Origin of the sequence: Citrobacter sp. CF971, assembly GCF_006385635.1 — a bacterium.
Lineage (GTDB): Bacteria > Pseudomonadota > Gammaproteobacteria > Enterobacterales > Enterobacteriaceae > Citrobacter > Citrobacter freundii.
Genome location: NZ_CP041051.1, coordinates 3678544 through 3692903 on the forward strand (window position 1 = coordinate 3678544; position 14360 = coordinate 3692903).

General features: G+C 49.9%; 18 protein-coding genes. 10 read left to right on the forward strand and 8 right to left on the reverse strand.

Annotated features, from left to right (window positions below):
- Positions 1 to 144: 144 nt before the first annotated feature.
- The 4 genes from E6P06_RS21380 to E6P06_RS21395 all read left to right on the forward strand — a co-directional run bounded on the left by E6P06_RS21380 (position 145) and on the right by E6P06_RS21395 (position 2910).
- On the forward strand, positions 145 to 519 hold the full coding sequence (locus tag E6P06_RS21380) for a DUF2799 domain-containing protein (RefSeq protein ID WP_003845849.1): 375 nt from the start codon (positions 145 to 147) through the stop codon (positions 517 to 519).
- A gap of 158 nt (positions 520 to 677) precedes the next feature.
- Positions 678 to 1196: a YfiR family protein gene (locus E6P06_RS21385; protein ID WP_003839843.1), complete on the forward strand. Its 519-nt coding sequence runs from the start codon at positions 678 to 680 to the stop codon at positions 1194 to 1196.
- Positions 1189 to 2415, forward strand: a complete 1227-nt coding sequence (dgcN, locus tag E6P06_RS21390) for a diguanylate cyclase DgcN (protein ID WP_139935689.1) — start codon at positions 1189 to 1191, stop codon at positions 2413 to 2415. Before E6P06_RS21385 ends, dgcN begins: the two co-directional genes overlap by 8 nt.
- A 12-nt stretch (positions 2416 to 2427) precedes the next feature.
- Positions 2428 to 2910 (forward strand): OmpA family protein, encoded by a 483-nt coding sequence (locus tag E6P06_RS21395; protein ID WP_003839836.1) that lies wholly within the window; start codon positions 2428 to 2430, stop codon positions 2908 to 2910.
- 131 nt (positions 2911 to 3041) lie between these two features.
- Here the strand turns inward: E6P06_RS21395 and rplS are convergent, their stop codons facing one another.
- The 5 genes from rplS to ffh form a co-directional block, all read right to left on the reverse strand.
- The gene (rplS, locus tag E6P06_RS21400) at positions 3042 to 3389 is read right to left on the reverse strand and encodes a 50S ribosomal protein L19 (protein ID WP_002914145.1); all 348 of its coding nucleotides are present in this window, start codon (positions 3387 to 3389) and stop codon (positions 3042 to 3044) included.
- 39 nt (positions 3390 to 3428) lie between these two features.
- On the reverse strand, positions 3429 to 4196 hold the full coding sequence (gene trmD, locus E6P06_RS21405; RefSeq protein ID WP_003031232.1) for a tRNA (guanosine(37)-N1)-methyltransferase TrmD: 768 nt from the start codon (positions 4194 to 4196) through the stop codon (positions 3429 to 3431).
- Between the two features lie 44 nt (positions 4197 to 4240).
- Complete coding sequence (rimM, locus tag E6P06_RS21410) at positions 4241 to 4789, reverse strand: ribosome maturation factor RimM (protein WP_003031230.1); 549 nt, start codon at positions 4787 to 4789, stop codon at positions 4241 to 4243.
- An 18-nt stretch (positions 4790 to 4807) separates the two neighbouring features.
- Positions 4808 to 5056 carry a 30S ribosomal protein S16 gene (gene rpsP / locus E6P06_RS21415; RefSeq protein ID WP_003031228.1) on the reverse strand — a complete coding sequence of 83 codons (249 nt, stop codon included), beginning with the start codon at positions 5054 to 5056 and terminating at the stop codon, positions 4808 to 4810.
- 253 nt (positions 5057 to 5309) lie between these two features.
- On the reverse strand, positions 5310 to 6671 hold the full coding sequence (ffh, locus tag E6P06_RS21420; protein ID WP_003031226.1) for a signal recognition particle protein: 1362 nt from the start codon (positions 6669 to 6671) through the stop codon (positions 5310 to 5312).
- Between the two features lie 165 nt (positions 6672 to 6836).
- On the opposite strand from ffh, the gene E6P06_RS21430 reads away from it, so the two are divergent.
- Both E6P06_RS21430 and E6P06_RS21435 read left to right on the forward strand, forming a co-directional pair.
- Positions 6837 to 7628: an inner membrane protein YpjD gene (locus E6P06_RS21430; RefSeq protein WP_003031224.1), complete on the forward strand. Its 792-nt coding sequence runs from the start codon at positions 6837 to 6839 to the stop codon at positions 7626 to 7628.
- Positions 7629 to 7646: 18 nt separating this feature from the next.
- Positions 7647 to 8936, forward strand: a complete 1290-nt coding sequence (locus E6P06_RS21435; protein WP_008324538.1) for an HlyC/CorC family transporter — start codon at positions 7647 to 7649, stop codon at positions 8934 to 8936.
- Between the two features lie 49 nt (positions 8937 to 8985).
- Here the strand turns inward: E6P06_RS21435 and grpE are convergent, their stop codons facing one another.
- Complete coding sequence (grpE, locus tag E6P06_RS21440) at positions 8986 to 9579, reverse strand: nucleotide exchange factor GrpE (RefSeq protein ID WP_139935690.1); 594 nt, start codon at positions 9577 to 9579, stop codon at positions 8986 to 8988.
- A gap of 122 nt (positions 9580 to 9701) precedes the next feature.
- On the opposite strand from grpE, the gene nadK reads away from it, so the two are divergent.
- The 3 genes from nadK to bamE all read left to right on the forward strand — a co-directional run bounded on the left by nadK (position 9702) and on the right by bamE (position 12821).
- Positions 9702 to 10580, forward strand: coding sequence for an NAD(+) kinase (gene nadK, locus E6P06_RS21445; RefSeq protein WP_003031220.1), 879 nt, complete (start codon positions 9702 to 9704; stop codon positions 10578 to 10580).
- Between the two features lie 85 nt (positions 10581 to 10665).
- Complete coding sequence (gene recN / locus E6P06_RS21450; RefSeq protein ID WP_049014480.1) at positions 10666 to 12327, forward strand: DNA repair protein RecN; 1662 nt, start codon at positions 10666 to 10668, stop codon at positions 12325 to 12327.
- A gap of 149 nt (positions 12328 to 12476) precedes the next feature.
- Entirely contained in the window at positions 12477 to 12821 is a 345-nt protein-coding gene (bamE, locus tag E6P06_RS21455) for an outer membrane protein assembly factor BamE (RefSeq protein ID WP_003826401.1), read from the forward strand.
- 50 nt (positions 12822 to 12871) lie between these two features.
- Here the strand turns inward: bamE and E6P06_RS21460 are convergent, their stop codons facing one another.
- Both E6P06_RS21460 and ratA read right to left on the reverse strand, forming a co-directional pair.
- Entirely contained in the window at positions 12872 to 13168 is a 297-nt protein-coding gene (locus tag E6P06_RS21460) for an RnfH family protein (RefSeq protein ID WP_003839823.1), read from the reverse strand.
- Positions 13152 to 13595, reverse strand: coding sequence for a type II toxin-antitoxin system toxin RatA (gene ratA / locus E6P06_RS21465; RefSeq protein ID WP_003031213.1), 444 nt, complete (start codon positions 13593 to 13595; stop codon positions 13152 to 13154). Before ratA ends, E6P06_RS21460 begins: the two co-directional genes overlap by 17 nt.
- Positions 13596 to 13749: 154 nt before the next feature.
- On the opposite strand from ratA, the gene smpB reads away from it, so the two are divergent.
- Positions 13750 to 14232 (forward strand): SsrA-binding protein SmpB, encoded by a 483-nt coding sequence (smpB, locus tag E6P06_RS21470; protein ID WP_003031211.1) that lies wholly within the window; start codon positions 13750 to 13752, stop codon positions 14230 to 14232.
- Positions 14233 to 14360 lie beyond the last annotated feature (128 nt).

The following is a 14360-nucleotide window of genomic DNA, read 5'->3' on the forward strand; positions in this document are numbered from 1 at the left end:
GGTAAAGATTTCAATCCACAATCCGTAAATTTTAATTTACACGGCGTTATTTTAAGGCAAAAACAGCCCTTATAAACGTACACTTATATTTACATCACGAATTTTAAGATCCGCTATGCTTAAAAAAACAAGGGAGCACAGGCAATGAAGCAACTCATCAGCATCTTATTTCTATTCCTTCTTAGCGGATGTCAGATAGATCCCTATACCCATGCCCCCACCTGGACTGGTACTGACTGGTATGACGCCGGGATACAAGATGCCATTTCGGGCTATGCCGTTAAAGATAATGAAACTCTTGCCGACAACTTCAATGATCCCGAAGTCGATCGTACGAAATATCTTAAGGGTTACGCCGAAGGACAACGCAAAATCTGCCAGCAAGATTTTGTTTACGCCAGAGGTCTGGCCGGGAAAACCTTTCCTGCAAGTTGTGATACGGTCGAAAATATTGACCAGTTACACGATGCCTGGAAAAAAGGAGCAAACGAAGGTACTGCCTCAATAAGATTAAACTAAACAATGGCTTAAATTTTACAGCCAACTAGGATTTAACTTAAATCGCCATCAGCTTTACCCCTGGAATAATGACGACTTAGGAAAATAATGTTATTTTGTCTTAAACAATCTTGAATGTATTTCGACGCTTTACGGCAAACGCTGGTAGGTAACTATTCATGAGCTATTCTTACCGACTCATACTTCTACTGGCACTGCTCCTGACCGGGTTACCGCTGTACGCCCAAAGCGTTACAGAAGAAGCAAAATCTGTACGTGCTATGGTTTCCGGCATCGTCAGTTATACACGCTGGCCAGCACTTTCCGGGCCACCCAAACTGTGTATTTTCTCTTCATCGCGTTTTTCCAGTGTTCTGGAAGATACCAGTACTGGGGCATTACCCTATCTTCCCGTCATCATTCGTACGGAACAAGAAATATTAGTTTCGCAATGTGACGGTTTTTATTTTGGAAAAGAATCACCTACTTATCAGGTGGAATTAAAGAATAAATATCCGACTAAGGCATTGCTATTAATTGCAGAACAAAATCCCGAATGCGTTATTGGCAGCGCCTTTTGCCTCATAATTAAAGATGAAGATGTGAGATTTTCCGTAAATATGGATTCCCTTTCACGCAGCGGCGTAAGGGTAAGTCCTGACGTATTGATGCTTGCACGGAATAATAAGCATGGATAAGGGCCATTCTCCTGTAACACGCCCAACGTTTAAACGGACATTACGGCGTATCAGCATAATCAGCGTCCTGGTGACGATGACGTTGATCTGGCTGCTGCTCAGCATTTCTTCCGTGCTGGCCTTAAGACAGTATGCGCAAAAGAATCTGGATCTGACTGCCGCTACCATGACCCGCACGCTTGAAGCTGCATTAGTCTTTTCTGATAGTGTTGCAGCAGCTGAAACACTGGCGGCACTGGGCCAGCAAGGGCAATTTTCCGTTGCGGAAGTTCGTAATAAACACCAGAAGGTGATCGCCACCTGGCGCTATAACGCGCAAGACACCACGGAGAAGATCAGCGGACTGATCAGCCACTGGCTGTTCCCACAACCGGTCACTCAGCCTATTTTGCATAATGGCAACGTCATCGGCGAAGTACGATTGACTGCACGCGATAGCGTTATCAGCCGTTTCATCTATTTGTCGCTGGCCGTTCTTACCGGGTGCATTTTGTTGGCATCAGGCATAGCATTAATGCTCACCCGCTATTTACACAATGGCGTCGTGGAAGCCCTGCAAAATATAACCGAGGTGGTACATGATGTACGTACCAACCGTAACTTTTCGCGACGCGTTTCCGAGGAACGCATTGAGGAGTTTCATCTTTTTGCCCAGGACTTTAATAGTCTGCTGGACGAGATGGAGGAGTGGCAACTTCGGCTGCAGGCAAAGAACGCTCAACTTTTGCGTACCGCGCTACATGATCCTCTGACGGGCCTGGCAAATCGCGCCGCTTTTCGTAGCAGTATTAACGCGCTGATGAATGACGATGCCGCCCACAGCAGCTCCGCTTTGTTATTCCTTGATGGTGATAATTTTAAATTTATCAATGATACCTGGGGCCACGCTGCGGGGGATCGGGTTCTGATTGAAGTCGCTAAAAGGCTGTCCGAATTTGGCGGTAATCGACATTCGCCATACAGACTTGGCGGCGACGAGTTCGCGATGGTGCTGTACAGCGTTCATTCTGAATATGAGGTTCAGCGGATCTGCGCGGCACTGTCACAAGAGTTTGACCGACCTTTTGACCTGCATAATGGTCATTTAGCAAGCATGACACTCAGCATCGGTTTTGCGCTGACGTGGGAACATGCCTCTGCCGAGAAATTACAAGAACTTGCCGATCAAAATATGTATCAGGCCAAAAATTTGCGTTCTGAACGCACTATTATTAAATAAGGAATTACACACATGCTAAAACGTTTATTATCCCCGTTTCTTCTGCTTTTACTGATTCTGGCAGGCTGTCAGGCGCCTCAGGGAAAATTTACCCCAGAGCAAATTGCAGCCATGAAATCATACGGATTTACTGAAGCATCAGGAGACTGGTCTCTGGGCCTGTCTGATAACATCCTGTTTGATAAAAATGACTATAAACTCCGTCCTGAAAGTGAAAAACAGATCAAGGAAATGGCATCCAAACTGGCAGCTACCGGGCTAAATCATGCTCGCCTGGACGGTCATACTGATAACTACGGTGAAGACAGCTATAACGAAGCTCTGTCACTCAAACGCGCGAATGTGGTTGCCGATGCCTGGGCACAGGGTGCCAACATTCCCCGCACCAACCTGACGACTCAGGGTCTCGGGAAGAAATATCCCATTGCCAGCAACCAGACATCAAAAGGTCGTGCTGAAAATCGTCGCGTTGCAGTCGTGATCACGACGCCATAATCATCCCCCAACTGGCTGCGCGCCGCGCAGTCATTCCATTGCCATAAAGAACAACAGAGCAAACGTCGGGATAAAAAAAGGGCCAGCCTTTCGGCCAGCCCTTTTCTAACAGGATGTCGCTTGCGCGAATCTTAGTTAAGACGCTCTTTGATACGAGCAGACTTACCAGTGCGCTCACGCAGGTAGTACAGTTTAGCTTTACGAACAGCACCACGACGTTTAACAGCAATGCTGTCAACTACCGGAGAGTGAGTCTGGAAGACACGCTCAACGCCTTCGCCGTTGGAAATTTTACGAACAGTGAATGCAGAGTGCAGACCGCGGTTACGAATAGCGATAACCACGCCCTCGAATGCCTGCAGACGTTTTTTGGAACCTTCAACAACCCATACTTTCACTTCCACGGTATCACCCGGACGGAAGGAAGGTACGTCCTGCTTCATCTGTTCTTGTTCAAGTTGCTTAATAATGTTGCTCATAATTTAATCTCTTATCCTGGGTAAACTGATATTGGGGGCTTACGCCTGCCCATCATGTTTATGTTGCTGTTGTGCGTGTTCCTTTTTGAACTCCGCCAGCAACCTTGCTTGCTCTTCAGTCAGAGCCAGGTTTTCCAGAAGTTCAGGTCTTCTAAGCCAGGTCCGGCCCAGCGACTGTTTCAAACGCCAGCGACGTATCTCAGCGTGGTTTCCTGACAGTAACACTGCCGGTACTTCCATCTGCTCTAACACTTCAGGTCGGGTATAGTGCGGGCAATCCAGCAATCCATCAGCAAACGAATCTTCGATTGCTGAAGCTTCATGACCCAGAACTCCCGGAATAAACCGGGAAACGGAGTCGATCAGCGTCATTGCCGGTAACTCACCACCGCTGAGTACGTAATCGCCGATTGACCATTCTTCGTCAATTTCGGTTTGAATCACGCGCTCATCTATTCCTTCATAGCGACCACATACCAGAATCAGCTTTTGATTCGTGGCCAGTTCGCTAACGCCCGCTTGATCAAGCTTGCGTCCCTGAGGTGAAAGATAAATCACCTTTGCGCCTTCACCAGCCGCAGCTTTTGCTGCATGAATGGCGTCCCGTAAAGGTTGCACCATCATTAACATCCCCGGTCCGCCGCCGTACGGACGATCGTCCACGGTACGGTGCCGGTCATGAGTAAAGTCACGAGGACTCCAACTCTGGATGTTCAGCAGGCCATTTTTTACTGCCCGGCCAGTTACCCCGTAATCGGTAATTGCGCGGAACATTTCTGGAAACAGGCTAACGATACCTATAAACACAAGCCAATCCCCATAACGCCGACTTTTACCGTTTATCCGGTGGTTTAAAAACCAGGATCCCAATCTACTTCGATAGTACGAGTAGCGAGATCGACTTTCTTGATAACCTGCCCATCGAGGAACGGCACAAGACGTTCCTTGATACCAAACGCATCTTTCAGGTTTGCCTTGATGACGATGACGTCATTCGAACCGGTTTCCATCATATCGACGACTTTACCGAGATCGTAGCCTTCAGTGGTCACTACCTGGCAGCCCATAAGGTCTTTCCAGTAGTAGGAACCATCTTCCAGCGCTGGCAACTGCGAGGAATCCACGACAATTTCGCAATTAGTCAGTAGATTCGCCGAATCACGATCGTCAACGCCTTTCAGCTTGATGATCAGATCCTGATTGTGGTGCTTCCAGCTTTCCAGCTGTACTTGCTGCCACTGACCCGCCTTCTGGATAAACCAGGGCTGATAGTCAAAAATGCTTTCGGCGTCTTCAGTGGAAGAAAACACTCTGAGCCAACCACGGATACCGTAAGAAGACCCCATTTTCCCCAAAACGATGGGTTCTACAGGAGCCTGTGCGGCGAGTTGCTTGCTCATCATGACCACCGTGACAGATTAAGCTGCTTTGTTTGCTGCTTTGATCAGCGTAGCTACGCGATCAGAAATAGTCGCGCCCTGGCCAACCCAGTGAGCGATGCGATCCAGATCCAGGCGAGTGCCTTCTTCTTTTTCGCTAGCGATTGGGTTAAAGAAGCCAACGCGCTCGATGAAGCGACCGTTGCGTGCATTACGGCTGTCGGTAACAACAACCTGGTAGAACGGACGCTTTTTAGCGCCGTGACGAGCTAAACGAATAGTAACCATAACATCCTCTTGTGTGAATAAAACACCCAGGCCCCATCGAGGAACGGAGCCCGGGTGTCATATTAAAAGCCCGAAAATTTTACTGATTTCTGGGAAAAAAGCAATCAACATGTGATGAAGCTTTATACCAGGGCGTTACCGTTGCAGCCAGTTTGGCGTCGGCGTGCGCGCAGAAAGCGGAGCGTACACGCAGTACGTGAGCATTTCGAGCACACTCCGGCGTCAAAATGGCAAATAAGGTAGCCCGATATATTTATCTACCGGGGAAGCCGGGCGGCATCATCCCCTTCATACCACGCATCATCTTCGCCATACCGCCCTTCTTCATTTTCTTCATCATGCGCTGCATGTCGTCGAACTGTTTCAGAAGGCGGTTTACGTCCTGTACCTGCATACCGCAACCGGCAGCGATACGGCGTTTACGGGAACCTTTGATAATTTCCGGCTTAGCGCGTTCTTTCATCGTCATCGAATTGATGATGGCTTCCATACGCACCAGAACTTTATCGTCCATCTGCGATTTCACATTGTCAGGGATCTGACCCATGCCCGGCAGCTTGCCCATCAGGCTTGCCATACCGCCCATGTTTTTCATCTGGTTGAGCTGTTCAAGGAAATCATTGAGATCGAAGCCATCGCCTTTTTTCAGCTTGCTGGCTAATTTTTCTGCCTGCGCGCGGTCAACCTTGCTTTCGATATCTTCGATCAGCGACAGCACGTCGCCCATGCCGAGAATACGCGAAGCAATCCTGTCCGGGTGGAACGGCTCCAGCGCTTCGGTTTTCTCGCCGACGCCGAGGAATTTAATTGGCTTACCGGTAATATGACGAATAGAAAGCGCCGCACCGCCACGGGCATCACCATCAACTTTTGTCAGTACTACGCCGGTTAACGGTAGCGCTTCGTTAAAGGCTTTTGCGGTATTCGCGGCATCCTGACCGGTCATGGCGTCGACCACAAACAGCGTTTCTACCGGTTTGATAGAAGCGTGGACCTGTTTGATTTCGTCCATCATCGCTTCGTCAACGTGCAGACGACCGGCGGTATCCACCAGCAGCACGTCATAGAATTTGAGTTTGGCTTCTTTCAGCGCGGCGTTAACGATATCGACCGGCTTCTGGCCAACATCCGACGGGAAGAAGTCCACGCCGACCTGCTCGGCCAGAGTTTCCAACTGTTTGATCGCCGCCGGGCGATAAACGTCCGCGGAGACCACCAGCACTTTTTTCTTGTGCTTCTCGCGCAGGAATTTACCCAGCTTACCGACGCTGGTCGTTTTACCCGCACCCTGCAGGCCCGCCATAAGCACCACGGCTGGCGGCTGTGCAGCCAGATTCAGGGTCTGGTTTTCTTCGCCCATTGCCGCAACCAGTTCGTTACGGACAATCTTGACGAATTCCTGACCCGGCGTCAGGCTTTTGTTAACTTCATGACCAACCGCTTTCTCTTTTACGCGATTGATAAACTCACGCACTACCGGCAGCGCTACGTCAGCCTCCAGCAGCGCCATGCGCACTTCGCGCAGCGTCTCTTTAACGTTGTCTTCAGTAAGGCGTCCACGGCCACTGATATTGCGCAGCGTGCGCGACAAACGATCGGTTAAATTATCAAACATTGTCTCTCGCCTGGGGTGGAAACGGTCGGTCGCGACAGCGACACATCAACAGAAATTTGTCGCAGTATAACATGAAGCCGCCTTTGTTGTTATGCAACGGTTGGAGCAGCGGTCACGTAACGCTATACTGCTTTTCTTTATCACTGGCCAACTGTCGACACCTATATGCCCGTTTTTGCTCTGCTCGCCCTTGTCGCCTACTCAGTCAGCCTCGCGCTGATTATTCCCGCTCTGCTGCAAAAAAACAGCGGCTGGCGGCGTATGGCTATTCTCTCTGCGGTTGTCGCGCTGGTAAGCCATGCTATCGCCCTGGAAGCGCGTATTCTGCCCGGCGGTGAAAGCGGACAAAACCTGAGTCTGTTGAACGTCGGCTCGCTGGTGAGCCTGATGATCTGTACGGTAATGACCATTGTCGCTTCCCGCAATCGAGGCTGGCTATTGCTGCCCATTGTCTACGCCTTTGCGCTGATAAACCTGGCCTTCGCCACGTTTATGCCTAACGAGTTCATCACCCATCTCGAAGCTACGCCGGGCATGATGATCCATATCGGGCTTTCGCTTTTCGCTTACGCCACGCTGATTATCGCCGCACTCTATGCGCTACAGCTTGCATGGATTGACTACCAACTGAAAAACAAAAAACTGGCTTTCAGCAATGAGATGCCGCCGTTGATGAGTATTGAGCGGAAAATGTTTCATATCACCCAAATTGGCGTGGTTCTGCTGACACTCACCCTGTGCACAGGCCTGTTTTACATGCATAACCTGTTCAGTACCGAGAACATTGATAAAGCCGTTCTCTCTATCGTGGCATGGTTTGTCTATATCGTTCTGTTGTGGGGGCATTACCATGAAGGTTGGCGCGGACGTCGCGTCGTATGGTTTAACGTCGCAGGCGCAGGCATTCTGACACTGGCCTATTTCGGCAGTCGTATCCTGCAGCAGTTCGTGAGTTAAATCTTTAAGGAATCCTACGTGGAACACATCTCCACCACCACGCTCATTGTCACGCTCCTCATCATGGTGGTCATTTCCGCCTATTTTTCCGGTTCTGAAACCGGAATGATGACCCTGAATCGCTATCGTCTACGTCATCGGGCCAAGCAGGGAAATCGACAGGCAAAACGCGTTGAAAAATTACTTCGCAAGCCGGATCGCCTGATAAGCCTGGTGCTCATCGGCAATAATCTGGTGAATATTCTGGCCTCCGCGCTCGGTACTATTGTCGGTATGCGCCTGTATGGCGATGCGGGCGTCGCCATTGCCACTGGGGTACTGACGTTTGTGGTATTGGTTTTTGCCGAAGTACTGCCAAAGACGATTGCCGCACTATATCCGGAAAAAGTCGCCTATCCGAGCAGTGTCCTGCTGGCTCCCCTGCAGATTCTGATGATGCCGTTGGTATGGTTACTCAACACCATCACGCGGCTGCTGATGCGCATGATGGGCATCAAAACGGATATCGTAGTGAGCGGTTCGCTGAGTAAAGATGAACTGCGAACGCTGGTGAATGAATCGCGCTCGCAAATCTCACGCCGTAACCAGGATATGCTGCTGTCAGTGCTGGATCTGGAAAAAGTCAGCGTCGATGACATCATGATCCCGCGTAATGAAATTATCGGCATTGATATTAACGATGACTGGAAATCAATCGTGCGTCAGCTTTCGCACTCTCCGCACGGTCGTATTGTGCTGTATCGTGACTCGCTGGACGACGCTATCAGTATGCTACGCGTACGTGAAGCCTGGCGATTGATGGCCGAGAAAAAAGAGTTCACCAAAGAGACCATGTTACGCGCCGCCGACGAAATTTATTACGTTCCGGAAGGCACGCCACTCAGCACCCAGCTCATTAAATTTCAGCGTAATAAGAAGAAAGTGGGCCTGGTCGTCAATGAATATGGTGATATTCAGGGACTGGTTACGGTCGAGGATATCCTGGAAGAGATTGTTGGTGACTTCACGACCTCAATGTCACCGACGCTTGCCGAAGAAGTCACACCGCAGAATGACGGTTCGGTGATCATTGACGGTAGCGCCAACGTTCGTGAAATCAATAAGGCGTTTAACTGGCACCTGCCGGAAGATGATGCACGTACCGTGAACGGTATTATTCTTGAAGCACTGGAAGAAATCCCGGTTGCCGGCACACGTGTGCGTATTGGGCAGTACGATATCGATATTCTCGACGTGCAGGACAATATGATTAAACAGGTGCAGGTGTTGCCCGTCAAACCGCTGCGGGAAAGCGTATCGGACCAGTGAGAGTAATCCAGACCGGGTAGCGCATCAGCATTACCCGGTCTGAGGCTGATTAGCATTTGGCTTTCGCCACAGAGACCATCGCCGCACGGATGGTACGTCCGTTCAGGGTATAGCCTTTCTGCATAACCATCAGCACATTACCGGCAGCAACGTCGTCAGACTCTACCATGGCAATCGCCTGATGCACGTTCGGGTCCATCGGCACGTCGATATCCGCAACCACTTGTACGCCAAACTTCGCCACAACATCCAGCATTGACTTACGGGTCAGCTCAATACCTTCAACCATCGCCGCCATAGCGTCATTGTCTTTGTCCGCAACTTCCAGCGCACGGTCCAGGCTATCCAGCACCGGCAGCAGCTCGTTGACGAATTTTTCCAGTGCAAACTTATGCGCTTTTTCTACGTCCAGTTCGGTACGACGACGCAGGTTTTCCATTTCCGCTTTGATACGCAACACGCTGTCGCGCTCGCGAGTTTCGGCTTCAGCAAGCTGAGCTTCCAGATTCGCAATTTTTTCATCGCGCGGATCCACCTGTTCAGCAGAAGCGTCTGATTCAACCGCCTCAACTTCTTCGTGCTGATCCATGATAATTTCTTCCGGGGCTTGCCCCTCAGGCGTTTTCTGTTCTTTACTACTCATGAATTTCTCCGCGTTTTTTTCGCATTCATCTCGCTAACCTGGATTATTATGGGGATAAGATTCAGGGTTTCAAGGGAAGTACTCACATTGTCACTAATCTTCGTTACAAGGACCTCGAGAAAATGAACAAACATTTCAAGTGTATTGGCATTGTGGGGCATCCACGTCACCCCACTGCACTGACCACACATGAAATGCTCTACCGTTGGCTGTGCGCCAAAGGTTATGAGGTAATCGTTGAGCAACAAATCGCCCACGAGCTGCAGCTGAAAAATGTGAAAACCGGTACGCTCGCAGAGATTGGCCAGCAGGCAGACCTCGCCGTGGTTGTCGGTGGCGACGGCAATATGCTGGGCGCCGCACGCACCCTGGCACGTTATGACATCAAGGTTATTGGCATTAACCGCGGCAACCTCGGTTTCCTGACCGACCTTGACCCAGACAATGCGCAACAACAGTTAGCTGACGTGCTGGAAGGCCACTACATCAGCGAAAAGCGCTTTTTACTCGAAGCCCAGGTGTGCCAACTGGACTGCCAGAAGCGTATTAGCACTGCGATCAATGAAGTTGTGTTGCACCCCGGAAAAGTGGCGCACATGATTGAATTTGAAGTCTATATCGATGAAATTTTTGCCTTCTCCCAGCGTTCAGACGGCTTGATTATTTCCACACCGACCGGCTCTACCGCCTACTCACTCTCTGCCGGAGGCCCGATACTGACGCCTTCGCTGGATGCCATTACGCTGGTGCCGATGTTCCCACATACGCTTTCCGCACGACCGCTGGTGATCAACAGTAGCAGCACCATTCGCCTGCGCTTCTCTCATCGCCGTAACGATCTGGAAATCAGCTGTGACAGCCAGATCGCCCTGCCTATACAGGAAGGTGAAGACGTATTAATTCGCCGCTGTGATTATCACCTGAACCTGATACACCCAAAAGATTACAGCTATTTCAACACATTAAGCACTAAGTTAGGCTGGTCAAAAAAATTATTCTAATTTAACGCCAACCTCTTTACTGTATAAAAAACCAGTTTATACTGTATGTAATTACAGTTATGGTTTTTCATACAGGAAAACAGCTATGTTGGCACAACTGACCATCAGCAATTTTGCTATCGTTCGTGAACTTGAGATCGATTTCCAGAACGGAATGACCGTTATTACCGGTGAAACCGGTGCGGGTAAGTCCATTGCCATTGATGCTCTCGGTTTGTGCCTGGGCGGACGCGCAGACGCCGACATGGTACGTGCAGGCGCCACGCGAGCCGACCTCTGCGCCCGCTTCACCTTAAAAGACACCCCCGCGGCCCTGCGCTGGCTGGAAGAAAACCAGCTTGAGGAAGGCCGTGAGTGTTTGCTACGTCGCGTTATCAGCAGCGACGGACGTTCACGTGGCTTCATTAACGGCACTGCCGTACCGCTGTCACAGCTGCGCGAGTTGGGCCAGTTGCTTATTCAAATCCACGGTCAGCATGCGCATCAGCTCCTGACAAAATCAGAACACCAAAAATCCCTGCTTGATGGCTACGCCAATGAAGCGCCCCTGACTCAGGAAATGGCTGTGCGCTACCAACTGTGGCACCAAAGCTGCCGTGACCTGGCACATCATCAACAACAGAGTCAGGAACGCGCAGCCCGGGCAGAGCTATTGCAATACCAGTTAAAAGAACTGAACGAATTCAACCCGCAGCCAGGTGAATTTGAGCAAATTGATGAAGAATACAAGCGTCTGGCTAACAGCGGGCAATTGCTCACCACCAGCCAACAGGCACTGGCTATCATGGCAGACGGCGAAGACGTTAATCTGCAAAGCCAACTGTACACGGCAAAACAGTTGGTTAGTGAACTGGCAGGAATGGACGGTAAGCTCTCCGGTATTCTGGACATGCTGGAAGAGGCTACTATCCAGCTCAGCGAAGCCAGCGACGAACTGCGCCACTATTGCGATCGTCTGGATTTAGACCCTAACCGTTTGTTCGAACTTGAGCAGCGTATTTCCAAACAAATCTCATTGGCGCGAAAGCATCATGTTGCCCCTGAAGCGCTGCCACAGTTCTATCAGTCATTGCTGGATGAACAACAGCAGTTAGACGATCAGGCCGACTCTCTCGAAACCTTAACCCTGGCGGTGAACAATCACCACCAGCAGGCACTGGAAACGGCAAAAATGCTGCACCAACAGCGCCAGCATTATGCTCAGGAGCTGGGACAACTAATTACAGAGAGCATGCATACTCTCTCAATGCCGCACGGTGTCTTTTGCATTGATGTGAAATTTGAGGAACATCATTTGAGCTCAGACGGTGCCGATCGCGTAGAGTTTAAAGTGACCACTAACCCAGGCCAGCCGTTGCAGCCGATTGCGAAAGTCGCTTCCGGTGGGGAATTGTCGCGCATTGCGCTGGCTATTCAGGTTATTACCGCACGTAAAATGGAAACACCGGCGCTGATTTTCGATGAAGTGGATGTCGGCATCAGCGGCCCGACTGCTGCGGTGGTGGGAAAAATGCTGCGTCAGTTGGGCGAGTCAACCCAGGTAATGTGTGTTACTCACCTGCCGCAGGTTGCTGGCTGCGGTCATCAACATTTCTATGTCAGCAAAGAAACTGACGGCGCGATGACCGAAACACACATGCAGCCACTTGATAAACGCGCTCGTCTGCAGGAATTAGCCCGCTTACTCGGAGGTAGCGAAGTAACGCGCAATACCCTCGCAAATGCAAAAGAACTGCTGGCGGCATAAACTTTTTTACCTTGTTAAGGTCTGAGTTCAACATAAAATCGCCGACCGACCCGACAGCAAAAGGTTTTAAAGTGGTGAAAGGTCTATTATCATCGGCATATTACATATGAGCCGCGTACTGCTCGGGCCCGAAAAGGAATCAAATCACTATGCGCTGTAAAACGCTGACTGCTGCTGCAGCAGTACTACTGATGTTGACTGCAGGCTGTTCCACTCTGGAGCGAGTGGTTTACCGCCCTGACATCAACCAGGGAAATTATCTGACACCTACCGATGTCGCCAAAGTGCGCACGGGTATGACGCAACAGCAGGTTGCTTATGCTCTGGGTACACCAATGATGTCCGATCCTTTTGGCACTAACACCTGGTTTTATGTGTTCCGTCAGCAACCTGGTCATGAAGGCGTAACCCAGCAAACACTGACGCTGACTTTTAACAGCAGCGGCGTTTTGACGAACATCGATAACAAACCTGCGTTGACCGACAACAAGTAGGATTAACAGATCAAAAAAAGGTGCTCAATGAGCACCTTTTTTATTGTCTGCTATTTTTTTGCGGATTTCTCTGCTCGCTGTCGGCGCAGCTCTTTCGGATCAGCAATCAGTGGCCGGTATATTTCCACCCGATCGCCGTCATGCAGAACATCAGCAAGCTTAACCGGACGGCTGTATATCCCGACTTTATTTTTGCTGAGATCGATATCGGTACGTAATTCCAGTAGACCGGAAGCGCGGATTGCCTCTTCCACCGTAGCACCCTGTTGCAGTGTTACACGCTGTAGATACTGTTTCTCGGGCAGCGCATACGCCACTTCAACGACAATTTTAGCCGACGCTGACACTGTAAACCTCTTTCGCGCGAACCGTGAAGGCCTGCACCATGTTTGAAGCCAGCTCTTTAAAGATACGACCAAACGCCAGCTCGATTAACTTATTGGTAAACTCAAAATCGAGATGAAATTCAATACGACATGCTTCATGACTCAGTGGCGTAAACTTCCATCCGCCAATGAGTTTCTTGAACGGGCCGTCGACCAGATGCATCAGGATGCTCTGGTTACTGGTCAATTGATTGCGCGTGGTGAACGTTTTGCTAATCCCTGCTTTCGAGACATCCACAGCCGCGGTCATCTGTCCCGGAGTTGACTCCAGCACACGGCTACCGGTGCAACCCGGTAAAAACTGGGGATAGGATTTAACATCATTCACTAGCTGATACATCTGTTCCGCACTGTAAGGTACTAAAGCGGTCCGGCTAATCTGAGGCATAACAATTTCCATCAATATCAATCACACAAATAATACCATTTATCCCCCGCTAAAAAAAACGCTATAGCCTAACTCGTGCTAAGATAGCGCCTTGCGCCCCGCTGGATGAAATGGGGTGTTTTTCGATTCCAGATTACCTATACTGAGCGGCATTATGACGAAGAAAAAAGCACACAAACCTGGCTCAGCCACAATCGCGCTTAACAAGCGCGCACGACACGAATACTTTATTGAAGAAGAGTTCGAAGCAGGACTCGCTCTGCAAGGTTGGGAAGTCAAATCTCTACGCGCAGGTAAAGCTAACATCGGCGATAGCTATGTCATCCTTAAAGACGGCGAAGCGTTCCTGTTTGGCGCCAACTTCACGCCAATGGCTGTTGCCTCAACGCATGTGGTATGTGATCCCACCCGTACCCGTAAGCTGTTGTTAAACCAGCGTGAACTCGACTCCCTGTATGGTCGCATGAATCGTGACGGTTATACCGTCGTTGCGCTTTCACTGTACTGGAAAAATGCCTGGTGCAAAGTGAAAATTGGCGTCGCAAAAGGTAAGAAACAGCACGACAAGCGCTCCGATGTGAAAGAACGCGAATGGCAGTTAGATAAAGCGCGTATTATGAAAAATGCTGGTCGCTAAACGCTACTCCTCTGTGACCAGTCTCTCCCCCTGAGACTGGTTCTTATTTTTTAGTTATTGAAACCCACCCAATACATTCATCAAATTTATGGTTTATTTGTGCTGAATCGTTCAGGTATGAAATAAAC